Annotated in this window: 34 protein-coding genes and 1 tRNA gene; 28 read left to right on the top strand and 7 right to left on the bottom strand. The window is 72.1% G+C overall.

What is annotated here, in order from left to right; all coding sequences use genetic code 11:
• Positions 1–83: 83 nt before the first annotated feature.
• Together ddaH and rocD are read left to right on the top strand one after the other, a co-directional pair.
• Positions 84–938, top strand: a complete 855-nt coding sequence (gene ddaH, locus ACZ4NB_RS04300) for a dimethylargininase (RefSeq protein ID WP_467658176.1) — start codon at positions 84–86, stop codon at positions 936–938.
• Positions 935–2,170, top strand: a complete 1,236-nt coding sequence (gene rocD / locus ACZ4NB_RS04295; RefSeq protein WP_467658174.1) for an ornithine--oxo-acid transaminase — start codon at positions 935–937, stop codon at positions 2,168–2,170. The genes ddaH and rocD overlap by 4 nt, the downstream gene beginning before the upstream one ends.
• Positions 2,171–2,208: 38 nt before the next feature.
• Here the strand turns inward: rocD and ACZ4NB_RS04290 are convergent, their stop codons facing one another.
• Together ACZ4NB_RS04290 and ACZ4NB_RS04285 are read right to left on the bottom strand one after the other, a co-directional pair.
• On the bottom strand, positions 2,209–2,577 hold the full coding sequence (locus ACZ4NB_RS04290; protein WP_467658173.1) for a peptidoglycan-binding domain-containing protein: 369 nt from the start codon (positions 2,575–2,577) through the stop codon (positions 2,209–2,211).
• Positions 2,578–2,753: 176 nt separating this feature from the next.
• Complete coding sequence (locus tag ACZ4NB_RS04285; protein ID WP_467658171.1) at positions 2,754–3,338, bottom strand: TetR/AcrR family transcriptional regulator; 585 nt, start codon at positions 3,336–3,338, stop codon at positions 2,754–2,756.
• Positions 3,339–3,485: 147 nt separating this feature from the next.
• Here ACZ4NB_RS04285 and ACZ4NB_RS04280 point away from each other — a divergent pair, with 147 nt between their 5' ends.
• The 5 genes from ACZ4NB_RS04280 (at position 3,486) to ACZ4NB_RS04260 (ending at position 6,961) form a co-directional block, all read left to right on the top strand.
• Positions 3,486–3,944, top strand: a complete 459-nt coding sequence (locus ACZ4NB_RS04280) for a nuclear transport factor 2 family protein (protein ID WP_467658170.1) — start codon at positions 3,486–3,488, stop codon at positions 3,942–3,944.
• Between the two features lie 168 nt (positions 3,945–4,112).
• A complete protein-coding gene (locus ACZ4NB_RS04275) occupies positions 4,113–4,730 on the top strand; it encodes a TetR/AcrR family transcriptional regulator (RefSeq protein ID WP_467658169.1) in 618 nt (205 codons plus the stop codon).
• Positions 4,727–5,383 (top strand): peroxiredoxin-like family protein, encoded by a 657-nt coding sequence (locus tag ACZ4NB_RS04270; protein WP_467658167.1) that lies wholly within the window; start codon positions 4,727–4,729, stop codon positions 5,381–5,383. Before ACZ4NB_RS04275 ends, ACZ4NB_RS04270 begins: the two co-directional genes overlap by 4 nt.
• 169 nt (positions 5,384–5,552) lie before the next feature.
• Positions 5,553–5,804: a hypothetical protein gene (locus tag ACZ4NB_RS04265; RefSeq protein WP_467658166.1), complete on the top strand. Its 252-nt coding sequence runs from the start codon at positions 5,553–5,555 to the stop codon at positions 5,802–5,804.
• An 11-nt stretch (positions 5,805–5,815) separates the two neighbouring features.
• Positions 5,816–6,961: a flotillin family protein gene (locus ACZ4NB_RS04260; RefSeq protein ID WP_467658164.1), complete on the top strand. Its 1,146-nt coding sequence runs from the start codon at positions 5,816–5,818 to the stop codon at positions 6,959–6,961.
• A 186-nt stretch (positions 6,962–7,147) separates the two neighbouring features.
• Here the strand turns inward: ACZ4NB_RS04260 and ACZ4NB_RS04255 are convergent, their stop codons facing one another.
• Positions 7,148–7,657, bottom strand: a complete 510-nt coding sequence (locus ACZ4NB_RS04255) for a MarR family winged helix-turn-helix transcriptional regulator (RefSeq protein WP_467658163.1) — start codon at positions 7,655–7,657, stop codon at positions 7,148–7,150.
• 299 nt (positions 7,658–7,956) lie between these two features.
• Between ACZ4NB_RS04255 and ACZ4NB_RS04250 the strand changes: the two genes are divergently transcribed.
• Together ACZ4NB_RS04250 and ACZ4NB_RS04245 are read left to right on the top strand one after the other, a co-directional pair.
• A complete protein-coding gene (locus tag ACZ4NB_RS04250; RefSeq protein ID WP_467658162.1) occupies positions 7,957–9,195 on the top strand; it encodes a cytochrome P450 in 1,239 nt (412 codons plus the stop codon).
• Between the two features lie 323 nt (positions 9,196–9,518).
• The gene (locus ACZ4NB_RS04245; protein ID WP_399145612.1) at positions 9,519–9,725 is read left to right on the top strand and encodes a ferredoxin; all 207 of its coding nucleotides are present in this window, start codon (positions 9,519–9,521) and stop codon (positions 9,723–9,725) included.
• 95 nt (positions 9,726–9,820) lie between these two features.
• On the opposite strand, the gene ACZ4NB_RS04240 is transcribed toward ACZ4NB_RS04245, so the two are convergent.
• Positions 9,821–10,288, bottom strand: a complete 468-nt coding sequence (locus ACZ4NB_RS04240) for a nuclear transport factor 2 family protein (RefSeq protein ID WP_467658160.1) — start codon at positions 10,286–10,288, stop codon at positions 9,821–9,823.
• 89 nt (positions 10,289–10,377) lie between these two features.
• On the opposite strand from ACZ4NB_RS04240, the gene ACZ4NB_RS04235 reads away from it, so the two are divergent.
• From ACZ4NB_RS04235 to ACZ4NB_RS04200, 8 genes are all read left to right on the top strand, one after another.
• Positions 10,378–10,947, top strand: coding sequence for a PadR family transcriptional regulator (locus ACZ4NB_RS04235; protein ID WP_467658159.1), 570 nt, complete (start codon positions 10,378–10,380; stop codon positions 10,945–10,947).
• Positions 10,948–11,101: 154 nt separating this feature from the next.
• Positions 11,102–11,458 (top strand): hypothetical protein, encoded by a 357-nt coding sequence (locus ACZ4NB_RS04230; protein WP_467658158.1) that lies wholly within the window; start codon positions 11,102–11,104, stop codon positions 11,456–11,458.
• A 129-nt stretch (positions 11,459–11,587) separates the two neighbouring features.
• The gene (locus tag ACZ4NB_RS04225) at positions 11,588–12,643 is read left to right on the top strand and encodes an NAD(P)-dependent alcohol dehydrogenase (RefSeq protein WP_467658156.1); all 1,056 of its coding nucleotides are present in this window, start codon (positions 11,588–11,590) and stop codon (positions 12,641–12,643) included.
• A gap of 215 nt (positions 12,644–12,858) precedes the next feature.
• Complete coding sequence (locus tag ACZ4NB_RS04220) at positions 12,859–13,401, top strand: LAETG motif-containing sortase-dependent surface protein (protein WP_467658155.1); 543 nt, start codon at positions 12,859–12,861, stop codon at positions 13,399–13,401.
• 28 nt (positions 13,402–13,429) lie between these two features.
• The gene (locus ACZ4NB_RS04215) at positions 13,430–14,134 is read left to right on the top strand and encodes an RNA polymerase sigma factor (protein ID WP_467658154.1); all 705 of its coding nucleotides are present in this window, start codon (positions 13,430–13,432) and stop codon (positions 14,132–14,134) included.
• Entirely contained in the window at positions 14,131–14,682 is a 552-nt protein-coding gene (locus ACZ4NB_RS04210; RefSeq protein WP_467658152.1) for a hypothetical protein, read from the top strand. The genes ACZ4NB_RS04215 and ACZ4NB_RS04210 overlap by 4 nt, the downstream gene beginning before the upstream one ends.
• A gap of 174 nt (positions 14,683–14,856) precedes the next feature.
• The gene (locus ACZ4NB_RS04205; RefSeq protein ID WP_467658151.1) at positions 14,857–15,483 is read left to right on the top strand and encodes a DUF4232 domain-containing protein; all 627 of its coding nucleotides are present in this window, start codon (positions 14,857–14,859) and stop codon (positions 15,481–15,483) included.
• Between the two features lie 199 nt (positions 15,484–15,682).
• Complete coding sequence (locus tag ACZ4NB_RS04200) at positions 15,683–15,979, top strand: type II toxin-antitoxin system VapB family antitoxin (protein ID WP_362912149.1); 297 nt, start codon at positions 15,683–15,685, stop codon at positions 15,977–15,979.
• Between the two features lie 102 nt (positions 15,980–16,081).
• Here ACZ4NB_RS04200 and ACZ4NB_RS04195 read toward each other — a convergent pair whose 3' ends face one another.
• Positions 16,082–16,531 carry a hypothetical protein gene (locus tag ACZ4NB_RS04195; RefSeq protein WP_467658150.1) on the bottom strand — a complete coding sequence of 150 codons (450 nt, stop codon included), beginning with the start codon at positions 16,529–16,531 and terminating at the stop codon, positions 16,082–16,084.
• Between the two features lie 186 nt (positions 16,532–16,717).
• Between ACZ4NB_RS04195 and ACZ4NB_RS04190 the strand changes: the two genes are divergently transcribed.
• Entirely contained in the window at positions 16,718–17,365 is a 648-nt protein-coding gene (locus ACZ4NB_RS04190) for a LytR C-terminal domain-containing protein (protein ID WP_467658148.1), read from the top strand.
• A 69-nt stretch (positions 17,366–17,434) separates the two neighbouring features.
• On the opposite strand, the gene upp is transcribed toward ACZ4NB_RS04190, so the two are convergent.
• The gene (gene upp / locus ACZ4NB_RS04185; RefSeq protein ID WP_384424530.1) at positions 17,435–18,070 is read right to left on the bottom strand and encodes a uracil phosphoribosyltransferase; all 636 of its coding nucleotides are present in this window, start codon (positions 18,068–18,070) and stop codon (positions 17,435–17,437) included.
• A 177-nt stretch (positions 18,071–18,247) separates the two neighbouring features.
• Between upp and ACZ4NB_RS04180 the strand changes: the two genes are divergently transcribed.
• From ACZ4NB_RS04180 to ACZ4NB_RS04165, 4 genes are all read left to right on the top strand, one after another.
• The gene (locus ACZ4NB_RS04180; protein ID WP_467658147.1) at positions 18,248–18,478 is read left to right on the top strand and encodes a hypothetical protein; all 231 of its coding nucleotides are present in this window, start codon (positions 18,248–18,250) and stop codon (positions 18,476–18,478) included.
• 209 nt (positions 18,479–18,687) lie between these two features.
• Positions 18,688–19,206 carry a tRNA adenosine deaminase-associated protein gene (locus ACZ4NB_RS04175; protein ID WP_467658145.1) on the top strand — a complete coding sequence of 173 codons (519 nt, stop codon included), beginning with the start codon at positions 18,688–18,690 and terminating at the stop codon, positions 19,204–19,206.
• 107 nt (positions 19,207–19,313) lie between these two features.
• Positions 19,314–19,817 carry a nucleoside deaminase gene (locus ACZ4NB_RS04170; RefSeq protein WP_467658231.1) on the top strand — a complete coding sequence of 168 codons (504 nt, stop codon included), beginning with the start codon at positions 19,314–19,316 and terminating at the stop codon, positions 19,815–19,817.
• A gap of 90 nt (positions 19,818–19,907) precedes the next feature.
• A tRNA-Ser gene (locus tag ACZ4NB_RS04165) sits at positions 19,908–19,994 on the top strand.
• A 90-nt stretch (positions 19,995–20,084) separates the two neighbouring features.
• Here the strand turns inward: ACZ4NB_RS04165 and ACZ4NB_RS04160 are convergent.
• On the bottom strand, positions 20,085–20,579 hold the full coding sequence (locus ACZ4NB_RS04160; RefSeq protein WP_467658144.1) for a hypothetical protein: 495 nt from the start codon (positions 20,577–20,579) through the stop codon (positions 20,085–20,087).
• Positions 20,580–20,980: 401 nt separating this feature from the next.
• Between ACZ4NB_RS04160 and ACZ4NB_RS04155 the strand changes: the two genes are divergently transcribed.
• From ACZ4NB_RS04155 to ACZ4NB_RS04130, 6 genes are all read left to right on the top strand, one after another.
• Positions 20,981–21,145 carry a hypothetical protein gene (locus ACZ4NB_RS04155; RefSeq protein WP_393486083.1) on the top strand — a complete coding sequence of 55 codons (165 nt, stop codon included), beginning with the start codon at positions 20,981–20,983 and terminating at the stop codon, positions 21,143–21,145.
• Between the two features lie 55 nt (positions 21,146–21,200).
• A complete protein-coding gene (locus ACZ4NB_RS04150; RefSeq protein WP_467658143.1) occupies positions 21,201–21,494 on the top strand; it encodes a Dabb family protein in 294 nt (97 codons plus the stop codon).
• A 242-nt stretch (positions 21,495–21,736) separates the two neighbouring features.
• Complete coding sequence (locus ACZ4NB_RS04145) at positions 21,737–22,546, top strand: RNA polymerase sigma factor SigF (RefSeq protein WP_384424516.1); 810 nt, start codon at positions 21,737–21,739, stop codon at positions 22,544–22,546.
• 190 nt (positions 22,547–22,736) lie between these two features.
• Entirely contained in the window at positions 22,737–23,573 is an 837-nt protein-coding gene (locus tag ACZ4NB_RS04140) for an RNA polymerase sigma factor SigF (RefSeq protein WP_393486079.1), read from the top strand.
• A gap of 159 nt (positions 23,574–23,732) precedes the next feature.
• The gene (locus ACZ4NB_RS04135; protein ID WP_467658141.1) at positions 23,733–24,509 is read left to right on the top strand and encodes a hypothetical protein; all 777 of its coding nucleotides are present in this window, start codon (positions 23,733–23,735) and stop codon (positions 24,507–24,509) included.
• 232 nt (positions 24,510–24,741) lie between these two features.
• Complete coding sequence (locus ACZ4NB_RS04130; RefSeq protein ID WP_467658140.1) at positions 24,742–25,215, top strand: VOC family protein; 474 nt, start codon at positions 24,742–24,744, stop codon at positions 25,213–25,215.

The raw sequence follows: 25,215 nt of genomic DNA, 5'->3' as shown, positions 1-25,215 counted from the left end.
ATCGTTTCTTGTGACCGGAATGGGTCCCTTCTTACCGTGGAGTGCACCGCGGGTGACGATCAGTGACAGCTCGTCATACCCGCATGTCCTCATGGAAGCGGAGGGATATTTCTGTGCCGACGAGTCGTGCGCCGAGCCCCCGGCGCTATCTGGTCTGCGAGCCCCGGCATTTCGATGTGCGCTACGCCATCAACCCCTGGATGCGCGCGGACGTGCCGGTCGACACGGCACTCGCGAGCCGCCAGTGGACGGCGCTGACCGAGGCGTACCGCGCGCACGGGCACACGGTGGAGTCCGTGCCCCCGGTGCCCGGTCTGCCGGACATGGTGTTCGCGGCGAATGCGGCGGTCGTCGTCGAGGGGCGGGTCTTCGGCTCGCACTTCCACGCGCCGGAGCGGCGGCCGGAGTCCACCGCGTACGAGACCTGGTTCAAGGCCGCCGGGTTCGACGTCTACCGGCCGGAGTCCGTGTGCGAGGGCGAGGGCGACCTGGTCCCGGCGGGCCGCTTCCTGCTGGCCGGCACCGGCTTTCGTACGACGCGGGCCGCCCATCGGGAGGTGCAGGAGTTCTTCGGCGTACCGACCATCAGCCTCCAGCTGGTCGACCCGCACTTCTACCACCTGGACACCGCGCTCTTCGTCCTCGGCGGAGACGACGGGGAGCAGAACATCGCGTACTACCCGGAGGCGTTCTCGCCGGGGTCCCGTGAGGTGCTCGCGCGGCTCTTCCCGGAGGCGGTGACCGCGACCCGGGACGACGCCATGGCCTTCGGCCTCAACTCCGTCTCCGACGGCCGCCATGTCTTCATCGCCCCGCAGGCCACCGGGCTGATCGACGAGCTCGCCGCCCGCGGCTATGTCCCCGTCCCCGTCGACCTGTCGGAGTTCCACAAGGCCGGCGGCGGCATCAAGTGCTGCACCCAGGAGATCCGTTCATGACCGCTCCCACCCGCACCCTCCGTGTCGGCGCGCCCCGTTCGTCCGCCGAGCTGATCGACGCCGAGCGCCCGGTCCTGGCGCACAACTACCACCCGCTCCCCGTGGTCGTCGCGCGCGCCGAGGGCGTCTGGGTCGAGGACGTCGAAGGCCGCCGCTACCTCGACATGCTGGCCGGATACTCGGCGCTCAACTTCGGCCACCGCCACCCGGACCTCGTCGAGGCCGCGCACCGCCAGCTCGACCAGCTCACCCTCACCTCCCGGGCGTTCCACAACGACCGGCTCGCCGGATTCGCCGAGGGCCTGGCCGAGCTGACCGGCCTGGACATGGTGCTGCCGATGAACACCGGGGCCGAGGCGGTGGAGAGCGGCATCAAGGTCGCCCGCAAGTGGGCGTACGACGTCAAGGGCGTCCCCGCGGACCAGGCCACGATCGTGGTGGCCGGCGGCAACTTCCACGGCCGGACGACCACGATCGTCGGCTTCTCCGACGACGAGACGGCCCGGGTCGGCTTCGGCCCCTTCGCCCCCGGTTTCCGCACCGTTCCGTACAACGACCTCGCCGCCCTGGAGGGGGCCGTCGACGAGACCACGGCCGCGGTGCTGATCGAGCCCATCCAGGGCGAGGCGGGCGTGGTCATCCCCGACGACGGCTACCTCACCGGCGTACGCGAGCTGACCCGGCGGGCCGGGTGCCTGCTCATCGCCGACGAGATCCAGTCCGGTCTGGGCCGCACCGGCACCACCCTGGCGGTCGAGCACGAGTCCGTCGTCCCCGATGTGCTGCTGCTCGGCAAGGCGCTGGGCGGCGGCATCGTCCCGGTCTCCGCGGTCGTCGCCCGCCGCGACGTGCTCGGTGTGCTGGGCCCCGGCCAGCACGGTTCGACGTTCGGCGGCAACCCGCTGGCGGCGGCGGTCGGTTCCGCGGTCGTCGGGCTGCTGGCCACCGGCGAGTTCCAGCGCCGCGCGGCCGACCTGGGCGAGGTCCTCCGTACCGGCCTGGCCGCCCTGGTCGGCAGGGGCGTCACCGGCTTCCGCGCCCGCGGCCTGTGGGCCGGCGTGGACATCGACCCCGCTCTGGGCACCGGTCGCGAGATCAGCGAACGCCTGCTCAAGGAGGGCGTCCTGGTCAAGGACACCCATGGCTCGACGATCCGGCTCGCCCCGCCGCTGACCATCACCGGCGAGGAGCTGGCGTCGGCGCTGGCCGGCCTGGAGCGGGTGCTGGCTTAGGGGGGCGCGGTGGGGGGGACACGCCCTGGGGTGTCCCCCTAGGCGGCGCGCAGGGCCTTCCAGGTCTGCGGACCGACGACCCCGTCGGGCAGCAGGCCCCGTACGTCCTGGAAGTGCGCGACCCAGCTCTCGGTCTGCGGGCCGAATTCGCCGTCGCCGTCCAGCACGCTGCGGCCGCTCCAGTAGTTGATCAGGCACTGGATCTCCCTGACCCCGTCGCCCGTGTCGCCGCGCCGCGTGGTGGCCTGGCCGTCGTAGTAGCCGCAGTGGCCGCGGACTTGCTGCGGTGCGGCGGCGGGGACGGGGGACGCGGCCGGGGCGGCGGCGTGGGCGGCGGGTGCCGTGGCCAGCAGCAGGCCGGCCGCTACGGAAAGGGCGGCGGCGCGGGAACGCGGACCCCTGGGCATCGGAAGATCTCCTTCTCCTTCGAGCACCGTGCCCGCCGTGCGACTGTCTTCCTCGGCGGGCCGGCGGGACCGGCCCGGGCGGCGCGGCAGCCGCAGTCAGGTTTGGCCCGCACGGTGCCCGGCCATGCGCGGGCCCGGCGGAATCCGCCCCTATGAGTGACGGCGCGGCCCCGTCCCTACGACCGGGCAGCGCACGTCGCCAGCAGGCTCTCGGCGGCCCTGCGGGCGTGCCGGGCCGCGTCGGGCTCGCCCGAGAGGGCGGCGGCGGTGATCGCACCGTCGACCAGCAGCGCCAACTGGCCCGCCAGGGGGGCGGGCTGGCGGACCGGGACGGCCTGGACCAGCCCGGTCAGGTAGGACAGCAGCGCCCGCTTGTGCTCCCGGGCGACCTGGCCGACCCCGTCGGAGACGGCCCCCAGCTCACCGAAGGCGTTGATGAACGCGCAGCCGCGGAAGTCCGGCGCCGAGAACCAGTCGTGCAGCCAGTCGAAGACCGCGAGCGGCCGCGTCGCGGGGTCGTCGGCGTGCTCGGTGACGTAGGCGGCGAGGGCGGCGCGCCAGCGCTCGTCGCGGCGGCGCAGATACGCCTCGACGAGGTCGTGCTTGGCGGGGAAGCACTGGTAGAGGCGCTTGAGCGACACCCCGGCGGCGGTGCGGAGTTCGTCCATGCCGACGGCCTGGATCCCGCGGTCGTAGAACAGCTTCTCCGCGGCGTCGAGTATCCGCGTCCGGGCTTGGGCGCGGGCCTCGTCGTGGTCCATGACACCTCCGTGGCGCTTCGGCGCGGCTTTTCAGGAGAACGAGCGTTCTCTACACTAGCCGACCAGGGCGAGAACGACCGTTCTCCCTCGCGCCGAGACAGTCCCACCAAGGGCCGGGACAGGTCCTACCGAGACAGGGAGCCCGCCATGGCACCACGCCCCCCGTTCCCCCCGTTCGACGAGCCGAGCGCGCTCCAGAAGGTGCAAGCCGCCGAGGACGCCTGGAACACCCGCGATCCGGAGCGGGTCGCCCTCGCCTACACCGAGGACTCGATCTGGCGGAACCGCGACACCTTCCTCACCGGCCGGGACGAGATCGCAGCCTTCCTGCGCCGGAAGTGGGCCCGGGAGCTGGACTACGCACTGCGCAAGGAGCTGTGGTCCTACAGCGGCGACCGCATCGCGGTGCGCTTCCAGTACGAGAGCCGCGACGCCGACGGCCAGTGGTGGCGCAGCTACGGCAACGAGCTGTGGGAGTTCGACGAGGAGGGGCTGATGCGCCGCCGGGAGGCCGGCATCCACGATGTCGCTATCACCGCGGCGGAGCGACGGATCTTCGGCCCGCGACCGGAGGCCGAGCGGGGCCGGCCCCTCCCCTTCCACTGACCGGCCGCCCGGAGCCGGCACCCCAGATTTCCGGAGGCGCCGGCTCCGGATGTTTTCCACAGCCGTCGCACCAACTCCCTTGCGTACGAGCCGAGTCAGAGTATCTTGGAATAACCGTTCCAAGATGAGTTGCGGGAGGTCTCCGCAGCGCGAGACGAGCAGGCCGCCATGCCCGACATCAAGCACTTCAACCCCGACATCGTGCTCGACGACGCCCTCCAGATCTTCTGGCGCCAGGGTCTGCCCACCACCGGAATCCAGGCCCTGGTGACCGCGACCGGAGTCAGCCGCTCCAGCCTCTATGCGACCTTCGGCAGCAAGGACGGCCTCTACGCCGCGGCGCTGGCCCGCTATATAGAGCAGCACTCGACGCCGGCCTTCGCCCGGCTCTCGTCGGCGGGCTCGGGCCTGACCGCCGTCGAGGAGTTCTTCGGCGGACTGATCGACATCCGCTGCGCCGGCCCGGTCGCCGGCTGGGGCTGCATGGTCACCAACGCCTACGCCGGTCCCGAGTGCGCCGATCCCGATATCCGCGGCCTGCTCGAAGAGCATCACGGCGCGCTCCGGTCGGCCATGCGGTCGGCCCTGGAATCCGCCGCCGAACTGGACCAACTCCAGCCGTCCACCGACCTCGACGACGCCGCCGCGGTGCTGGCGACCCTCGCGTACGGCGTCAATCTGCGCTCCCGCGCCGGCGCCGACGCCCAGTCCCTGACCGACACGGTCTCCGCCGCCCTCGCCCCCCTGCGCGCCCGTCCCTCACCCCAGGAGCAGCCCCGCCCATGAGCCTCGACGACGAACTCACCGCGTTCTTCCGCGCCGGCTACCCCGAACTACCGGCCGCCGCCCGCGCCGTGATGGAGCGCGCCGCCCGCGATCTCGCCGCATCGGGCCAGGCGGCGCAGGCCCGGCAAGTCGGCGACACCGCCCCCGGCTTCCGGCTGCCCACCGCCACCGGCGAAGCCGTCGGCCTGGACACCCTGCTGTCCACCGGCCCCGTCGTGCTCACCTTCTACCGCGGCGCCTGGTGCCCCTTCTGCAATCTGGCCCTGCGCGCCCTCCAGCAGCACCACGCCGAGATCACCGCCCGCGGCGCCCACCTGGTGGCCGTATCGCCCCAGATCCCCGATGAGTCCCTCACCCTCACCGAGAAGCACTCCCTGGCCTTCGACGTCCTCAGCGACCTCGGCTCGGACACCGCCAAGAGTTACGGCCTCGCCTTCGACCTGACCGACGAACTGGCCGCCGTCTACGACTCCTTCGGCTTCGACCTGCAGCGCGTGAACGGCGGCCATCCCCGCACGCTGCCGATACCGGCCACCTACGTCATCGACCGCGACGCCCTCTTCCACTGGGCCTTCATCGACACCGACTACGTCGCGCGCGCCGAGCCCTCCGACATCCTGGCCGCCCTCGACGCACTACCGTCCGCACACTGAATGCGCCAGGCGATCCGGCGTTCTCCAACGGCAGTCTGACGGCGCGGAGGCCCTCGGCGGCGCGCCTGCGGACCGGTGCTCGAACTCGCCGCCATCCCCCCATAGGCCCCCGCACGCCAGGGCGCTATGGTCGTTTTTCCAGGAACGTTACGGGGGAGGACAGCCGCCGATGGCACAGGACGATGCCGTGATCGGCTGTACGGGAGTGCTGCTGATCGGCACTCGCGGGGCTGCCGGCCCCGGTGAGGTCCTGGTGCGGATCAGAGGCGGTTCGGAGACCTTTGTCGCCTGGTCCGCCCAGCCCCTTCCGGTAGGGGCGACCGTGCTCGTGACCGAGTCCCGTGGCCATCGCCAGGTCGACGTCATGGAGTGGGCCGATCCGTTGGACGCGTTGACCGGCGATGCCGGCGACGCCCGTTGAGGAGACACAGCATGTTCGGTTACCGCGTTCCCTCCCCTGATCAAGCCATGCTGATCTCGGGTGGCAGGCGTGGACAGGGGGGCGCGCCGTTTCGAGTGGTGACCGGCCACGGCAAGTTCGTGCTCCCGGTCTTCCGCAAGGTCCGCTTCCTGACTCTGGCGATGTGCGAGGCCGAGGTGGCCGAGCGGTGCGTGACCCGGCAGGGCATCACCCTCACGGTCCGCGCCGTGATCGCCTTCAAGGTCGGCAACGACACCGAGAGCATCGTCAACGCCGGTCAGCGCTTCCTGTCCGACCAGGACCAGATGTCGATCCTCACCGGCCGCATCTTCGCCGGTCATCTGCGCTCCATCATCGGCTCGATGACGGTCGAGGAGATCGTCACCGAGCGGCAGAAGCTGGCCACCGAGGTCCTGGAGACCTCCAAGACCGAGATGGCCAAGATCGGCCTGATCGTGGACTCCCTCCAGATCCAGTCGATCGACGACGGCGACACCGGCTACATCGAGGCGATGTCCGCCCCGCACAAGGCGGCCATCCAGCGCCAGGCGCAGATCGCGCAGGCCCAGGCCACCCAGGCATCGGTCGAGGCGCAGCAGGAGGCCGCGCGCAATCAGGCCGAGTACTCCCGGCAGACCGCCGTGGTCCAGGCCGAGTACTCCGCCGAGGTGGACCGCGCCCAGGCCCACGCCGCCCAGGCCGGTCCGCTCGCCCAGGCGCATGCGCAGCAGGAGGTCCTCGCCGCGCAGACCGAGCTGGCCCAGCGCCGCGCCCAGCTGCGCCAGCAGGAACTGGTCGCCGAGGTGGTCAAGCCCGCCGAGGCCGAGGCCGAGCGCATCAAGCTGCTGGCCATGGCCGAGGCCGAGCGGATGAAGATCCAGGCCGAGGCCGCCGCCTCCTACGACCGGGTCGCCCTGGACCGGATGCTCATCGACCAGCTCCCGCAGATCGTCAAGGAGGCGTCCGCGGGCCTGGCCAACGCCAACGTCAACGTCCTCAACGGCACCGACGGCCTCGGTGAGATCGCCGCCGGCCTGGTCGGCCAGGGCCTGACCATCCTCGACTCCGTCCGCCGCAACCTCGGCACCCCCGACAAGGCCGACACCGCCGCGTCCCCCAACGGCCAGGGCCCCAGCGGCCGCGTCGAGATCGAGTAGCCCGCGCCGAGAATCCTCCGGTGGGTCGCGTCCGTCACGGCCCCGGCCCACCGGTCCCGACCACCAGCCCCCGACCACCGGACACGGCCCACCGGCCCCGACCACCGGGCACAGCCCACCGGACACCGGCCACCGCCCACCGGACACCGGCCACCGCCCACCAGCCCCGGCCCACCGGGCACCGCCTCAGGGCGTGTCCATACCGCCCCGGCCCCGCTGCCCTTCCTCCTGTGCGTGCCGGTGGCGGGCCCAGGCGACCAGATGGTTGAGGACGGAGACGGTGGTGGCGATATCCGCGTCGTCGAAACCGTCGAGCGCCTCGTGGAGACCGGCCTGGCTGGTGTGCTGGAGGCGCTGGAGGACGGCCTTGCCGTGCGGGGTGATGGCGACCTGGCGGGCGCGCCGGTCGAGCGAGTCCGGGGTGCGCTCGACCAGGTTCTGGGACTCCAACTGGCCTATCTGGCGGGTGACATGAGGGGGCTCGACCATCAGCAGGTCGGCCAGGTCGCCGACCCTGCTGACCCCTCCGCTGTCCTCCAGGGCCATCAGCAGCCACAGGTCGGAGCGTGCCGCGGTGACGCCCGCCTTGACCGCCTGGCGTTCGTGCGCCCGGGATCGGGTGAGCAGGTAGGACAGTGTGGCCAGCACCCTCTGCAGTGCTGCGGTGGGGTCCTGGTCTCTTCCGGGCTCCGGCATGCAGGCACTTTAGCCGTCCCGTTGACCACGGGAACGGGATGCTCCGGGCACGCTCCGTACGCCTCCCCGCTCGCTTTGAGACAACCTCTCGGCGGCCCTGAAGGCCCCTTCCCGCCCCCGCTCGGGGTGAGTTAACGTGACGTTACTTAGTTGCTTAACTTAGGTAACTAATTACGTTCGGCCCACGGCCGTTGTCCGCCCCTGCCCAGCAGCCGCACACAGGACCGTCGAGGAGTGGCGCCACCCGCACACCGTTCACCACGGCAGTGCCGTGTCCCGATCGCGGAAGGACCAGCCGTATGACGACCGCAGAACGCACCGAGGCACAGCGCGACGCCGGCCCCGGCGAGGGGCCCGCCGCCCTCACCCTCCCGGCCAAGCGGGCCGGCGGCTGCCCCTTCGATCCGGCACCCGGCGTCGAACGCGCCCGCCGCGAGGAGCCCGTCACCCGGGCGACGCTGTGGGACGGCTCCTCCTGTTGGCTGGTGACCCGGTACGAGGACGTACGGGCGGTGCTCGCCGACCCGCGGTTCAGCGCCGACGCGACCCGCCCCGGATTCCCCTTCCTCACCGCCGGCGCCCGGGAGTTGTTCGCCCAGGACCCGGGCTTCATCCGCACCGACGACCCCGAGCACGCACGGCAGCGCCGGATGCTCACCGCCGACTTCATGATCAAGAAGATGGAGGCGATGCGCCCCGAGGTGCAGCGCATCGCCGACGAGCTGCTCGACCGGATGACCGAGGACCGCGACTCGGCCGACCTCGTGGCCGAGTTCGCACTGCCGCTGCCGTCCCTGGTCATCTGCCTGCTGCTCGGCGTTCCGTATGAGGACCACGGCTTCTTCCAGGAGTGCAGCCGGATCCTGCTCAATCTCGGCTCGCCGCCCGAGGCGGTACGCACCGCGCAGGAGGATCTGCGGCGCTTTCTGAGCGAGCTGGCCGAGTCCAAGCGGCAGACCCCGGACGACGGGATCTTCAGCCGGCTCGTCGAGCGCGGAGACCTCGACAACGCCGAAATCGCCTCCATGGGACGGCTGTTGCTGATCGCCGGCCATGAGACCACCGCGAACATGACCGCGCTGTCCACCCTCACCCTGCTGCGCAACCCCGCCCAACTGGCGCGGCTGCGCCAGGACCCGTCGCTGATCAAGGGCGCCGTGGAGGAGCTGCTGCGCTATCTGACGATCGTCCACAACGGCCTGCCGCGGATCGCCACCGAGGACATCACCGTCGGCGGCACCACCATCCGCGCCGGCGAGGGCGTGCTGTGCACGATCAACACCGCCAACCGCGATGAGGAGGTCTTCCCCGACGGTGCCGTGCTCGACGTCGGCCGTGACGCGCGCCGCCATGTCGCCTTCGGCTTCGGCGTCCACCAGTGCCTGGGGCAGCCGCTGGCCCGGGTGGAACTGCAGATCGCCCTCGAAACGCTGCTGCGCCGACTGCCGGACCTGCGGCTGGCCGTGCCCTTCGAGGACGTCCCGTTCCGCCACGACATGGGCATCTACGGGGTGCACGCCCTCCCGGTCGCCTGGTGAACGGCCCCCGGGCCGCGTAGCCGAAACCCCAAGCCGAAGAAAGCCCGGAACCCGGAACCCGGAACCGGAAACCCGTCAACCGAAGGCCGGGAACCGCAAGCCCCAAACCCCGGGCGCCGCGAGCCGCAAGCGCCGAACCCCGGGGCGCCGGGAGCCGCAAGCCCCCAACCCCGGCCGCCGGAAACCGCAAGCGCCGAAGCCCGGGAGCCGGATCCCGAAGCCCGGCTCTCGACATCACTCGGCTCCGCTCGACAACCTGGCGCGCGAAGGTCCGGCAACCGAAACGCGCCAGCGACATCCGCCACCCAACTACGGGGAGAACCATGCGCGTCCACATCGACCAGGACAAGTGCTGCGGCGCCGGAAGCTGTGTGCTGTCGGCACCCGACGTGTTCGACCAGCGCGACGAGGACGGCATCGTCGTCCTCGTCGACGCCGAACCGCCGGCCGAGCTGCACGACGCGGTACGCGAGGCGGCGGCCCTCTGCCCGGCCGCCGCGATCACGACGGAGCAGACCGAGCGGGTGTAGCCGCCGCCCGCGGGGGCCTCGGCCCGGCGCGCCCGGAGGCGCCGCCACCGAGGCCCCGCACACCCCGTACGCCCTCCGCACGCGCTCCGCGGGGCCTACGGCCGCGGCGCCGGCCCCTCCGCGACCAGCCCGTCCGCGACCAGGCCCGCCAACACCGCCTCCCCCAGCGCCTGCACCGCGGACTGGGGGCGCACCATCACCGTGAACTCCTTGATCAGGCCCGCCTCGTCGAACTGCAGCAGATCGATGCCATGGATCTGCTTGCCCCCCACGGTGGCCCGGAAGATCAGGATCGCCGATTCGGCGGAGCCGCCCGCCGCCCCGGCCGCCGTCTGCGCGCTACCGGCCAGCTCGCCCACGTAGTGGAAGTCCTCGAAGGTGCGCAGCAGCACCCCGAACAGCCCGAGGACCATCGGCCGCCCCTCGAAGGGCTTGAACTTCACCGGGCTGTACAGCCGGACGTCCTCGGTGAACAGCTCCTCCACCGCGCCGAGTTCGCCCGCTTCCACCGCCGCCTTGAACCGCTCCGCGGTGGCCTGCCCGGCCCGCACCCCGGTCGTCATGGTTGTCCCCTCTCGCCGCTTCCCAGCCATGGATATGATTAGTCATATTCTTGAGTATGGGAAGAGCGGGGAAGGGGCGACCCGGGGCGATGGCTCTCAAGCACGCGGTGCTGGCGGCACTGCTGGACGGCGAGTACAGCGGCTACCAGCTGGCCAAGGCGTTCGACGTCGGCGTCGCCAACTTCTGGCACGCACTGCCGCAGCAGCTCTACGCCGAGCTGACCGGGCTGGAGGCGGCGGGGCTGGTCGGCGGCCGGCGGGTGGTGCAGGAGACCCGGCCCAACAAGCGGCTGTTCCATGTCACCGACGAGGGCCTGGCCGAGCTGGAGCGGTTCGCGGCGGCCACCTCCAAGCCGTCGTTCATCCGCGACGATCTGCTGGTGAAGGTGCAGGCCGTGGACCGGATCGACGCCGCGCCGGTGATCGAGCAGCTCGACGAGCGGGCCCGGACCGCCGCCGCCAAGGTCGAGATCTTCGAGAAGCTGCTGGCCCGGCTGCGCGGCGAGCGGGACGAGTCGGAGTTCCTGGCCCACGGCGACCGCATCGGCCCGTATCTGACCTGCCTGCGCGGCCTCGCCTTCGAGCGGGAGACCCGGGACTGGTGCGAGCGGATCGCGGACGTGCTCAGGGAGCGCAGCGCGGTGCGCCAACCGGACTAGGGCGGCGCTTAGTTGAGCACGCCGGGACCGGCGTCTCGTACAGCGCTCGACGGATCGATTCACCGGCACCCCTTCGTGTGACGGGCCACATCACCGGGCCCGGATATGGGCAGCTCCCTTCCGCACAGATACCGGAAACGGAAGGAATGTCCCCATGCGTCCACGCCGCGCCACCACCGTCGCCGCCACCGCCCTCGGCGCCCTCGCACTCGCGCTGTCCCTGCCCGCCTCCCCGGCCGGCGCCGCCACCGGCACCTTCACCTACGTCTACGAGGACCTGGGCGGCGGCCCGCAGCTGGGCGTGCTGGCCGACCCGCCCAGCCGGGAGTGCATCACCCTCCCCGAGGTGGCGCCCGAATTCCTCCCGCCCGCGCACTCGCCCCGCAACCACACCGGCTCCACCGCCACGGTCTTCACCGGCGCCCACTGCGACGGCGACTACTTCACCCTCCGCCCGAACGGCGGTCACGCCTCCGAGCGGCTCAAGCTCCGCTCGGTGGTCTTCTCCTAGGCGCCCAGCTCCTCCGCTTCGGTCGGCGGCCGGCCGAAGCGGAGGGTGGTCCTGGCAGGGGTAGGCACAGCGTGCCCAGGTTGAACAGGGCACTGGCTAGGACAATCGGAACGCCGGATTCTCGATGGCATGACCCACACCTCTGTCTCCGCGTACGCCGCGCCCGCCCCCAAGGCTCCACTGGAGCGGATCACGATTCCGCGCCGCGAGCTGGGTGCCCACGACATCCTGATAGAGATCAAGTACGCCGGCATCTGCCACTCCGACATCCACACCGTGCGCGCCGAGTGGGGCGACGGCGGGAACTTCCCGATCGTCCCCGGCCATGAGATCGCCGGTGTGGTCGCCGAGGTCGGCGCCGAGGTCAGCCGCTACCGGGCGGGCGACCGCGTCGGCGTCGGCTGCTTCGTCGACTCCTGCCGGGAGTGCGAGAACTGCCGGGCCGGCCTGCAGCAGTACTGCACCGGCGCGCTCGGCAACGTCGGTACGTACAACGCCACCGGCCGCGACGGCGAGCCCACCTACGGCGGCTACTCCACGCACCTCGTCGTCGACGAGAACTACGCGCTGCGCATCCCCGACAGCATCCCGCTGGACGCCGCGGCCCCGCTGCTGTGCGCCGGCATCACCCTCTACTCCCCGCTCGCCCACTGGAAGGCCGGTCCGGGCAAGCGGGTCGCCGTCGTCGGCCTGGGCGGCCTCGGCCACATGGGCGTGAAGATCGCGCATGCGATGGGCGCCGAGGTCACCGTGCTGAGCCAGTCGCTGCGCAAGAAGGACGACGGCCTGCGGCTGGGCGCGGACCACTACCACGCGACCTCCGACCCGGCCACGTTCGAGGCGCTGGCGGGGACCTTCGACCTGATCGTCAACACCGTCTCGGCCGACCTGGACCTGAACGCCTACCTCGGTCTGCTGCGCACCGACGGCACCCTGGTCCAGGTCGGGGCGCCCGAACGACCGCTTCCGGTCGCGCCGTTCGCGCTGATCCCGGGGCGGAAGTCGCTGGCCGGATCGATGATCGGCGGCATCCCCGAGACGCAGGAGATGCTCGACTTCTGCGGTGAGCACGGGCTGGCCGCGGACATCGAGGTGATCAGTGCGGACCGGATCAACGAGGCGTACGAGCGGGTGCTGGCGAGCGATGTGCGCTACCGCTTCGTGATCGACACGGCCACGATCTGACCGCCCGCGATCCGCTCCTCGCCGCCCGCCGGCACGCGCCCGGGGCGGCCCACCACCGGCCGTCCCGGCGCCCCTTCCGGGTGCCGGGACGGCCGGCCGGGCCGACCCGTGAAAAATTCTCGCCGCCGCCCGGCAACCCCCGGGGCCGCCGCACGTCGTGACGGGTGAGGGCGCCATCAGGCGCCCGCCCGTCGAACAACGTGGAGCAGCCGACCGTGAAGCACATCCGCACTTCCCGCCCCCGCGCCGTTTCGCCGTACGCGGCCGATACCGCCCCGCGGCGCACCGCCCGTCCCGCTCTGCGCCGCGCGGCCGGCGCCGGGCTGCTGGCGGCGCTGGCGTTCACCGCGCTGACGGCCGCGGGCACCGCGCACGCCGACGACCGCACGCCCGAGCCGCGACCCACCCGGCCGGGGCAGGCCACCCCGTCGCCCGCGCCGCGCCCGACCGAGGGCAGTGCGCGGCCGACGCCCGCCCCGGACACCAGCGTCAGTCCCTCCCCCAGTGCCCCGCCCGGCGGCCCCCGGCCGTCCGCCTCGCCCACCCTCCCGGGGCCGCGGCCGAGCAGCACCGCCTCGCCCCGTCCCAGCGCCGAGCCGTCCAAGGCCCCCCAGCCCGGCGAGGGCCCCCAGAAGGGCAAGGAACTCGCGCACACCGGTGCCTCGTCCGCGACCACGACGGCCTTCGGCGGCGGCGCCGCGGCACTGCTCGCCGCGGGCGGCGGCACGCTCTACGCCGTCCGGCGCCGGCGCGGCTGATCCGGCGCCCACCCGCCCCGAGGAACACATGGAGTACTCCGTCGGCCCGCACGGCGCCCCGGTACGGTTCGCCCTGCCGGGGCCCCGGCACGCCCTGTGGCGGTGGCTGCTGCGCGGCGCCCGCCCGGCAGCCGTCCACCGCGAGCCACCGCACCGCACCGGGCCCTTCGCCCGGCGGCCCGGGGACGGCCACCCGCCGTACGGGCACCGCCCGCCCGACGACGCCACCGCCCCGCCGCCCGACCCCCGCCCCACGATCAGCGAGCTCTACCACGCGCACCGACTCGCCATGGTCCGGCTGGCCGTACTCCTCGTCGACGACCGGGCCACCGCCGAAGACGTCGTCCAGGACGCCTTCGCCGCGCTCTACAAGCGGCACGGCGACCAGCTCGGCGAGGTCGACAACGCGCCGGCCTATCTGCGCACCGCGGTCGTCAACGCCGCCCGCTCGGTGCTGCGGCGCCGGCGCACCGCGCGCGACTACACCCCGCCGTACGAGGCCGACGCGCCCTCCGCGGAGGAGCGGATCGTGCTGGACGAGGAGCATCGCGAGGTGCTCGCCGCGCTGAGCGGGCTGACCCCGCGGCGCCGCGAGGTCCTCGTACTGCGCTACTGGTGCGATCTGACGGAGGCGCAGATCGCCACGACGCTGGGCATCAGCCGCGGCGCGGTGAAATCCCTCGCCAGCCGCGCCCTGGACGCACTGGAGAAGACCTTGGAGGCGCGGTCATGAACGGCCCCGGCACGGAGCCCGAACGGCGCGTCGAGGAGCGGCTGCGGCGGGCCTTCGCGGCCCGCGCGGACAGCATCGGCATCCGGGACCTGCGGCCCGCCGCGCCCCCGGGACCGGCGCTGCGCCGCGGCCGTCCGATCGGCCCGCGGCGGCCCTGGCTGCGCCGCTTCGGCCTGCCCCTGGCGGCGGCCACGGCGGCCGCCGCCGTCGCGCTCGGCTATCTGGCGGCCGCCCCGGACGGGCCGCCGGTCCGCCCCGCGCCCCCCGCCACCTCGCCGAGCCCGGTCCCCACCCCGTCCCCGTCGCGCAGCGTCCCGCCCCCCGAACCGTCGCCGCGCGACACGCCGACGGGCCCGGGCCGCTCCGCGAGCCCCTCCGGCTCCCCGTCGCCCGGAGCCGACCCGGCACGCCCGCCCGGGCGCGCCCCCAGCGCCACCCCCACACCCACTGGGGGCGGCCGCCCGGTGGAGAGCACCCGGCCGCCGGCCTCGGCGACGCCGTCGGCCACCCCCGGTCCGAGCAACTCCCCCACGCCCACACCGCCTTGACGGTCCCGGGCGCAGACAGGGCCGGTGCGGGGCGCCGGCGCACGGCGGCGGGCGGCCCCCGCGCGCCGGCGCTCCGGCGCCCGCGGGCTCCGGGCAGGCGTTAGCGGCGCGTTAGCCGATCACCAGCGCCCGCGCCGAAGGTCGTATGCAGCCACCGTTCCGGGGGAGTCCCCTATGCCGCCCATCACCGCCGTCACCGCCCGCCGGGCGTTCGCCGCGGGCCTGACCGCCACCGCCGCGCTGGCGCTCACCGCCGGCTGCCACGACGGCTACGGCCCCCGGGCCGACGCGCCGGCCACCGCGGTGTCACCGGCCCCCACCCCGCCCGCCCCGCCGGACGGCGGCGACCGGCCCGGCCCCGGCGGGCGGGTCGCCTGTACGCCGGAGATGCTCCGCTTCCACGCGGGCGCGCTGCCCCACCCCGCCCACCGCATGCTGCTGACGGTCACCAACGACTCCGACCGGACCTGCGACTTCGCCGCCCAGGGCTACCCCCTGCTGCGCTTCGGCGACGACCGGCAGCCGGCCATCCCCGCGATCGAGGACAGCCGCCCGCCGTCCGTGGTCGCCCTCGCGCCCCGCGCGACCGCGTACGCCGCGATCACCACCTCGGCGGACGGCGGCCCGCACTTCGGCGGGAGCCGGGGCGGCCGGAAGGTCTCCCAGTTCGGTGTCGCGCTGACCGCCCGCGCCCACCCCACCCAGGTCGGCCTGGACGACCGCGCCCCGGTACCCGTCGACCCGCACACCGCCAAGGTCACGTACTGGCAGGCGAGCCTGGCGGCGTGCCGTAAGTGGTGACGGCGGCCCGGAGGCGGCGGGCGCCGGCGCGGAACGGGGCACGCCCGACGGGGCGGGGCGCGCCGTAGTCCGTTCGGGTCGCATCCGGCCATATCCCCCGGGGCGTCGCCCGCCAATGATCCAAATTTGCCGCCAATGATCCTTTTGCACTGCTGCGGCATGGCTGCGCCCGGTGCCGCTCGCCCGGTAGGCTTTCCGTGTGATCTTCAAGCGCATCGGAAATGGGCGGCCGTACCCCGACCACGGCCGGGAGAGCACCCGCCAGTGGGCGGATGTCGCCCCGCGCCCGGTACGCCTCGACCAGTTGGTGACCACCAAGCAGCAGCTCGATCTCGAAACGCTGCTCGCCGAGGACTCGACGTTCTACGGCGACCTCTTCGCGCACGTCGTGAAGTGGGGCGGCGACCTCTATCTGGAGGACGGTCTGCACCGCGCGGTGCGCGCCGCGCTCCAGCAGCGCCAGGTGCTGCACGCCCGCGTCCTCGAACTGGACTGACGCCCCCGCGCCGCCGCCGGTACGCATACGCCTGCCGCCGAGCGCCCCACAGGCGAGCGGCCCACCGGCACGCACCGATGGGCCGCCCGACTCAGCCGTGGATCACGGCATCTGGATCCAGGGGCTGCGCGGGATCACATTGTGCGTGGACCCCACGCCACGGAGCCGCGCCACCACGGTGTAGTCGCCGGCCGACTTCGGCTCCCAGTCGAATCCCTTGATGGTGTACTTGTTCACCTTGCCCGTGGGGCAGGGCCGCTTGGCCGCCTTGTAGACCGTGCTGCCGCTGCCCGCCTTGAGGACGTTGAACTCCACCTCGCACTTGTCGTGATGGGCGGGCAGCCAGACGCGCGCGTAGGCGCGCAGGAGCCCCCGCCCCGGCTTGCTGACGCACGACTGCCAGTAGTAGATCTTGTTGTTGTGCTCGTGGGTGTTGGAGTAGTCGTAGCAGCCGCCCGTGCCTCCGGCGTAGGCCGCCGGTGCCAGGGTCAGTCCGGTCAGGGACACGGCCGCACACAGAGTTCCCACCGTGGCGGACTTGAGCAACTTCACGTTCTTGTTTCCCCGCAATAGACGTACTGGGGGCAGGTCAGGGCCCCCTGAAATGGTCATGACAACCCTACGTTCCATAGCGATCTCCGACCACCCCTGCCGGAAATTGATCCTTTTGGGTTGGGTCCTGCGCCACGCGTTGATCATTTAGTAGGCACGGACCGCCGTCCGCACTACGCTGCGCCCATGAGCATGCTGACGCCTCCAGGCATGGGCGGTAAGAAGTACCGCGTCACAGGCGACAGGTATCCGCGGATGCGCCGTCCCCGGCACCGTCGCCGGATCGTTCTCACCCTCGTCGCGACCGTCTGTGCCCTCGGCCTGATCGGCTGGGGCACGCTGCAGCTCATCGACGTCTTCGGCGGCAAGGGCGACACCGCCCAGGCATCCCCGGGCAAGAAGCACTGCCAGGACGGCGGCCGCGCGAACGGGGCGCAGGCCCGGTCCGCGGTGCAGAAGCCGCCCGCGCCCGGCACCCTGACCGTCAACGTCTTCAACGCCACCCAGCGCTCCGGTCTCGCCAAGCGCACCGCCGACGAGCTCAAGAAGCGCGGCTTCAAGATCGGAAAGGTGGGCAACGCCCCGGCCGCCTACGACAAGAAGGTCAAGGGCGCCGGGATACTGCTCGGCCCCAGGGCGGCGGTCGACGGCCCGCTGAAGGTGCTGGCCACCCAGCTCGCCGGCGCCCAGCAGAAGACCGACGACCGCAAGAGCGCCGAACTCGACCTGATCCTCGGCGACGCCTTCAAGGACCTGGCCACCCAGCAGGCCGCCGCCAAGTCCCTGTCCGTGCTGTCCCACCCGTCCCCCGCCCCCGTCGAGGACACCTGCTGAGCGCATGCGAGCGGGCCCCGCACCGGACGTGGTGCGGGGCCCGACAGTGATCAAGGGGCGGGCGCTCGCTCAGCCGGCGGTGCCGTACATCCGGTCGCCCGCGTCGCCGAGGCCCGGCACGATGTAGCGGTCCTCGTTCAGCCGCTCGTCGACGGCCGCGGTGACCACCGTCACCGGCGTCCCGGCCAGCTCCTTCTCCATGACCGCGACGCCCTCCGGCGCGGCCAGCAGGCAGATCGCCGTGACATCGTCCGCACCGCGCTTGATCAGCTCGCGGATCGCCGCGACCAGCGTGCCGCCGGTGGCCAGCATCGGGTCGACGACGTACACCTGCCGCCCCGAGAGGTCGTCGGGCATCCGCGTGGCGTACGTATGCGCCTCGTACGTCTCCTCGTTGCGCACCATGCCCATGAAGCCGACCTCGGCGGTGGGCAGCAGCCGGACCATGCCGTCCAGCATGCCCAGACCGGCCCGCAGGATCGGTACGACCATGGGGCGCGGATGCGACAGCCGCACGCCGGTGGTCGCGGTGACCGGGGTCTCGATGTCGACCTGCTCGGTGCGCACATCACGGGTGGCCTCGTAGGCGAGCAGGGTGACCAGCTCGTCGGCGAGCCGCCGGAAGGTGGGGGAGTCGGTGCGCTTGTCGCGCAGTGTGGTGAGTTTGTGCGCCACCAGCGGGTGGTCGACGACGTGGATCCGCATGACATCGACAGTAACCGAGCCGGCGGGCCCCGACGCCCGCCGTGCGGCGCCCGGCTGCCGGCCACGCTCGCCCGGTCCGGCTGGCATGACCCCGCGAAAAGGAGGGAAAGTGGGCACGTACGCCCGATCGGCCGTCCCGTCATCGGGCGAAACATCGCGCCCAAGGTGGTGTGCAGCGTGCCCGACCGCAAGCGGACCGACGACACGAACGACGCCGTCCACGGCGATCCGGGGCCGGCCTCCGGCGCCGGGCCGGGCGACGAGAGCGCGGCGGCGCGCCGACGGCGGCGCGCTCAGTTCCTCCGCGAACTGCACGAGGCCAAGGAGCTGCGCGACCGCGTCCAGCCGCGCCGGGTGCGGGCCGAACGCATGCGTATGGCCATGCGGATGCGCACATTCCGCTGGTAGCGGAGGTTGTTCCGCCGGTAGCGGAAATCCGTCGCGCGCCCGCCCGCGCTGCGGCACGTGAGCGACATCTCGCACACCTCCGCACGACGCAGCGTCGAAGACCCCGCGCGAACGCCATGTTTCTGCCACGATTCCGAAGGGGCGGGACCACCGGCGTGCACGCCGCCCCGCCCCGGCCCGGCACGCCTATGACCAGTGGGAGAGTCACGGTGTACTTCGCCGCACTGCTCGCGCGCACCGAAGACGGGTGGGAAGCGAGCGATAAGGAGCTCGACGATGTGGAAACGCTGACCGATCTGGCCGATCTGGCCCGAGAGGCGGCGGTGGACGACGACACGGTGGTGGCCTTGGTCGAGCAGGAGGATGCCTGGTTCGGTGTCATCCGGCTGGACGGGGACGACGACCCCCGCGTCTTCATCTCGAACGCCGCCGTGGCGGCCCGGAGCTCGTACGGTGCGATGCTGACCGACGAGCTGCTGGGCCGCGACAAGGACGTCGAGGACGAACTCGCAAGCCTCGACCTGGACGGCACGGAGGACGGCGAACCCGAGGCACAGCAGGGCGAGGACGAGGCGGACACCCCCGTCCCGGCCGGCCCGCTCGGTGACGCCCGGCTCTTGGACGACCTCGGCATCGGGGAGAAGGAACTGCTCACCCTCGACGGCGACGCCCTAGGTGCGATCGCCGACGCCCTCGGCTGCACGGACATCCTGGAGGCCGTCCGGTAGCCCCGTCATCGACACTGGGGGGCATGAGCGCCCCCCAGTCCGACCCGCCGCACGATTCCCCCGCCTCCCCCGCGCCCGACCCGCTGCGCGATCCCTGGATCGCACCGATGCGGCAGGCGCTTCAGGAGGCCGCCCGCGCCCCCGGGACCGGTGACGTCCCGGTGGGCGCCGTCGTGCTGTCCGCGGACGGCAGGGTGCTGGGCACCGGCCACAACGAACGCGAGGCCACCGGCGACCCCACCGCGCACGCCGAGATCCTCGCCCTGCGGGCAGCCGCCCGCACCCTCCAGGAGGAAGCCGCGCGCACCGCGCCCTCCCCCGCACGCTCCGCGGCGGAGGCCGGCCCGGGCGGGAGCCCGTCGGGCCGGTGGCGGCTGACCGGCTGCACCCTCGTCGTCACCCTGGAACCCTGCACGATGTGCGCCGGCGCCCTCGTCCTCTCCCGCGTCGACCGCGTCGTCTACGGCGCCCGCGACGCCAAGGCGGGCGCGGCCGGCTCCCTGTGGGACGTCGTCCGCGACCGGCGTCTCAACCACCGCCCCGAGGTCGTCACCGGCGTCCTCGAAGCCGAGTGCGCCGCCCAACTCACCGCGTTCTTCCGCGACCGCTGACCGGCGGCGCGGGCCCGCGCGCGGGGCGCTGCGCCCCTTCCGGGGAATCCGATTTCGGCGCACGGCCACCCGTGGGCTAAGCTCTCTCTCGGTAGCGTGTCCGAGCGGCCGAAGGAGCGCGCCTCGAAAGCGCGTGAGGGGGCAACTCCTCCGTGGGTTCAAATCCCACCGCTACCGCTCAAGAACGAGGGCCCCGATCCCCCTGGGATCGGGGCCTTCGTCATGTCCGGGCCCGCGGGGCCGCGGGGCCGCCGCGCATCGCCTCGGCTAGGCGTCGCGTCGCCGGCTCACCGCGCGGCGGACGAAGCGGACGAGCAGCCAGATCACCACGATCATGACGATCAGGAAGACGACGAACAGCACGATCAGGAAGATGCCGAGCTTCTTGAAGAAGCCCTTCTTCTTCTTGACCTTCGACTTCCACTTGCCCTTCTTGGACTTGAAGGCCGTCTTGTAGTGCGTGGCCTGATGCCCGCCGTGGTGCGCGTTGTGGTGGCGGTACGAGGCGGTCTGCGCGGGAGCCTCGGCGGCGCCGGACACCTCGGCGGTGCGGCTCACCGTGCTCGTGACGGCCATCGCCCGTGCGACCCCCTCCGTACCGCGGCCGGCGGCCGCCGCGGGCGCGACGGCCGCGGTCAGCAGGCCGATCAGCAGCGCCAGTACGACGGCGGGCCGCGCGGGGCTCGCCGGGCGGCGAGGCGCCGGGACGGGCAGGCGGCCGGTCCGGTACGACGGATCGGACTCGGGCCGTGCGGAGTTCATGGGCATTCTGGGTCCCCCCTCGGGTCAGGCGTCCCGCCATTATGGTCGGGGGGAGCGGAGTCGGGGGACGGCCGCTCCCCCCGACGCGGACCGAACCCCAAAGTCCACGCCGTGTCAGGGGGGGGCGAACGGCGCGGACCCCGCAGTGAGGTCCTGGTCCCGGGCCCGGGAATTCCTGCCAGATCCACTGGGCCACTCACTCATGGTGCTCTCCGGAAGCGTCTCAACAGCCCGGCAAAGGGCCTCCTTTGGCGGGCCTTTGGTCCATAAAGTCCGGATCAGTGCCCGGTTCCGCCGCCGTCGCGACTCCCACGGTCGAACACGTGTGGTTACACTCACCCGACTGCAACCGGGATCTACCGGGACTGCCGTAGGGGACTGCCGTAGGGGAGACGGGACTGATGGCACAGGCGAAGAAGATCGCGATGTACCTGATCATCGTCTTCGTGCTGTACACGATCATCACGTCCCCACAACGGGCCGCCGACCTGGTCCAGATAGGCTTCGAGGGCATCTCGACCGCCGCTCAGGGCGTCGGCGAGTTCATGACCCAGCTGATCAACTAGGGGTCCGCCGCCGCACCGGACGGCCCCGGTGATCGCCCGTCGTAGGGAGGCCCCCGTGATCCGCCACCTGGTCCTGTTCAAGCTCAATGACGGCGTCGCCCGCGACGAGGAGCGGGTGCGAGCCGGCGTCCGCGCGTTCGAGGCCCTCAAGGACGAGATCCCGGAAGTGGAGTTCTGGGAGTCCGCCTGGAACATCACCGACCGCCCGATCGCCTACGACTACGCGATCAACACGGCCGTGGCCGACACGGACGCCCTCAAGCGCTACCTGGAGCACCCGGCCCACCAGGCAGCCGCCGCCCAGTGGCGAGAATTCGCCACCTGGGTGATCGCCGACTACGAATTCTGATCCGCAACCCTCCCCGTACGCCGTACGCCGAGCCCCTCGCCCCACCGGGCGGGGGGCTTTGCCGTACCCCACCCCGGGTACACCACCCGCCCGCCCCGCGCGCCTCCCCCAAGGCCCGCTCCGACCACCCAACTCTCTGTTCAACACGGCGTTATGAGGTCCTTGCGCACCGTGTATCCGTCTTGTAATGCTATGACCGCTTTTGCCGGATTCATGCACTGTGAGCACCGTGAAAGGGTGGCGTGACCGTGACGGCCCGTACTGCCCCCAAGGCTCCATCCCGCGAGAGCCGTAGCGCGGACACGCGGGCGCTCACCCAAGTACTGTTCGCCGAACTTGCGGACCTGGAACCCGGCACCCCCGAGCACACCCGCGTCCGCGCCGCGCTGATCGAGGCCAATCTGCCGCTGGTGCGCTACGCCGCGGCGCGCTTCCGCAGCCGCAACGAGCCGATGGAGGACGTCATCCAGGTCGGCACGATCGGTCTGATCAACGCGATCGACCGGTTCGATCCGGACCGGGGTGTGCAGTTCCCGACCTTCGCGATGCCCACCGTCGTCGGCGAGATCAAACGCTACTTTCGAGACAATGTCCGCACCGTCCATGTGCCGCGCCGCCTCCACGAGCTGTGGGTGCAGGTCAACGGCGCCACCGAGGACCTGACGGTGCTGCACGGGCGCTCCCCCACCACCGCCGAGATCGCCGAGCGGCTGAAGATCGGCGAGGACGAGGTGCTGGCCTGTCTGCGGGCCGGCCGGTCGTACCACGCGACATCGCTGGAGGCCGCGCAGGAGGGCGACGGCCTCCCCGGCCTGCTGGACCGCCTCGGCTACGAGGACCCGGAGCTGGCCGGCGTCGAGCACCGCGACCTCGTGCGCCACCTCCTCGTCCAGCTCCCCGAACGCGAGCAACGGATCCTCCTGCTGCGTTACTACAGCAATCTGACGCAGTCACAGATCAGTGCCGAACTGGGGGTGTCGCAGATGCATGTGTCGCGGCTACTGTCGCGGAGCTTCGCCCGCCTGCGATCCGCAAACAGGATCGACACATAACCGGGACGGACGACCCGTTCCTGCGCAGATATATCGACATGGCGCTACAGCGTGTTGCCGACATGTGACATTCTGCAGGAACCGCGTTTGCCGTAGCGCTGCCTCCGGTATTCAGGTGGAGGTATCACTCCTCGGTCCACCCCGGGCCGGGGACGCCGCAGCGACCCGTCCGCGACCTCAAGGGGGTGGCATGTCCGTAGAACTGGGCAGCTCGAAGGTGCTTTCCGCGATTCCCGCGCCCGCGCCGCACGTGCACGACGACGACGCCATCAACACCCGCACGCTCTCCCGCTCCCTGTTCCTGCGGCTGGCCTCGCTCGACAAGGACTGCGCGGAGCGTACGTACGTCCGCGACACGCTCATCGAGCTCAACCTCCCGCTCGTGCGCTACGCGGCGGCCCGCTTCCGCAGCCGCAACGAGCCGATGGAGGACATCGTCCAGGTCGGCACCATCGGCCTGATCAAGGCGATCGACCGTTTCGACTGCGAACGCGGGGTGGAATTCCCGACGTTCGCGATGCCGACCGTCGTCGGCGAGATCAAGCGCTTCTTCCGCGACACCTCATGGTCGGTGCGGGTCCCGCGCCGGCTCCAGGAGCTCCGGCTCGCCCTCACCAAGGCCAGCGACGAGCTCTCGCAGAAGCTGGACCGCTCCCCGACGGTTCCCGAACTGGCCATGTGCCTGGGGGTGTCGGAGGAGGACGTGGTCGACGGCCTGGCCGTCGGCAACGCCTACACCGCCTCCTCGCTCGACTCCCCGTCCCCCGAGGACGACGGCGGCGAGGGCTCCCTGGCGGACCGCCTGGGCTACGAGGACAGCGCCCTGGAGGGCGTGGAGTACCGCGAGTCCCTCAAGCCCCTGCTGGCCAAACTCCCGGCCCGTGAGCGCCAGATCATCATGCTGCGCTTCTTCGCGAACATGACGCAGTCCCAGATCGGCGAGGAGGTCGGCATCTCCCAGATGCACGTCTCCCGTCTGCTCACCCGCACCCTCTCGCAGCTGCGCGAGGGCCTGATCTCCGACTGAGGAACGGTCCGCCGAGGGGCAGCCGTTTCGATGCTCCGCGCCGCTCGGCGGACAGTTGCAGGACCTTCACGGGCAGTTGCGGGACCTTCGCGGCGCACCCCACAGAGCTGACGCATCCTCGACCTGTACAGCTGACGCATCGTCAGCAACACTGTCCCGATGCGACGGACGACAACGACGTACGCCTCGGCCTCGGCGGCCGTGCTGTGTCTGGGTGTCCTGCTCACCGGCTGCGCGGGCGCGGCCGAAGAAGGCCATGTCGCGGTGGGCGCGGCAGGCCCCGCCGACGGGCACGCGCCGGTCCGGCCCGTACCCCCACGGGACGGCGTCGAACTGACCCCTCTGGACGGCCGCGAGGCCCCCCGGGCGCAGGGAACCCACGGAGGCGACAGCAGGGACGGCGACGCCCCGCGCCCCGACCGCCCGGCTCCCACCCCCGGCAGCTCCCCCGGTCCTTCCGGTTCCGCCGATTCCGCCGGTCCCTCCGGTTCCACCGCACCGCCGCCGCCCTCCGGAACGCACGGCACGCCCGCGCCCAACTCGCCCTCCCCGTCGGGCACATCCGCCCCGCCGCACGGCTCTCCCGCGCCCGGGCCGCCCTCGCCCACCGTCCCCGCCGGCCCGGACGCCCCCGCCGGCCTCCTCGTCGGCAAGCCGGACCTCGCCGGCACCGACGTCCGCTGGTGCCAGAAGGTGCGTATCGACTTCCTCAACACCGGCAAGGCCCCCGTCACCTCGGGCACGGTCACCTTCGGCTCCCACGTCATCGGCGCGCTCGGCATCGACTGGGCCACGCTCACCTCCAGCCACCGGCTCCCGCTGCCGCTCGCCCCCGGCGAGCGCAGGACCGGCACCTGGCGGGTGTGCGTCGACGCCTGGCGGGTGCCGATGGGCATGCACCTCGACACCAAGGACGTGGCCTTCGTCTGGAAGTGACGGCGGGCGCTCCGGTGTGGAGCGGCGGAAGCCGGTCGTGACCGGCGCGGACCCGTGCGCGTGCCGTACGGCCTGGTGGGGAGGTGTCGCACGGCCCGGTGGGGAGGTGTCGCACGGACCGGCCACAACCCGTTCGGCGAACACCGATGACTTCCGCGCGCCGCCACGGTCAATACACACAGTGGCCCGTCCCGATACGAGGCCGGCCCGCAGACGACGCCAGGAGAGCGCCATGCCCAAGATCACGCCCAACCTCTGGTTCGACACCCAGGGCAAGGAGGCCGCCGAGTTCTACTGCTCGGTGTTCCCGAACTCGCGGATCAAGACCGTCACCCACTACAACGAGGCGGGCCCGCGCCCGGCCGGCACCGTACTGACCGTGGAATTCGAGCTCGACGGCCAGGAGTACCTCGCCATCAACGGCGGACCGGAGTTCACCTTCACCGAGGCGATCTCGCTGCAGATCGACTGCGCCGACCAGGACGAGATCGACTACTACTGGGCCAAGCTCTCCGAGGGCGGCGAGGAGGGCCCCTGCGGCTGGCTGAAGGACAAGTACGGCCTGTCCTGGCAGGTCGCGCCGGGCGGTATGGCGGAGCTGCTCAACGACCCGGACCAGGAGCGCGCGGCCCGCGCCATGAAGGCCATGTTCGGCATGAAGAAGATCGACATCGCGGCGCTCCAGGCGGCGGCGGACGCGGCGTAG

The organism is Streptomyces sp. NPDC026575 (assembly GCF_055567415.1).
This window is presented reverse-complemented; position numbering and strand designations above follow the sequence as displayed.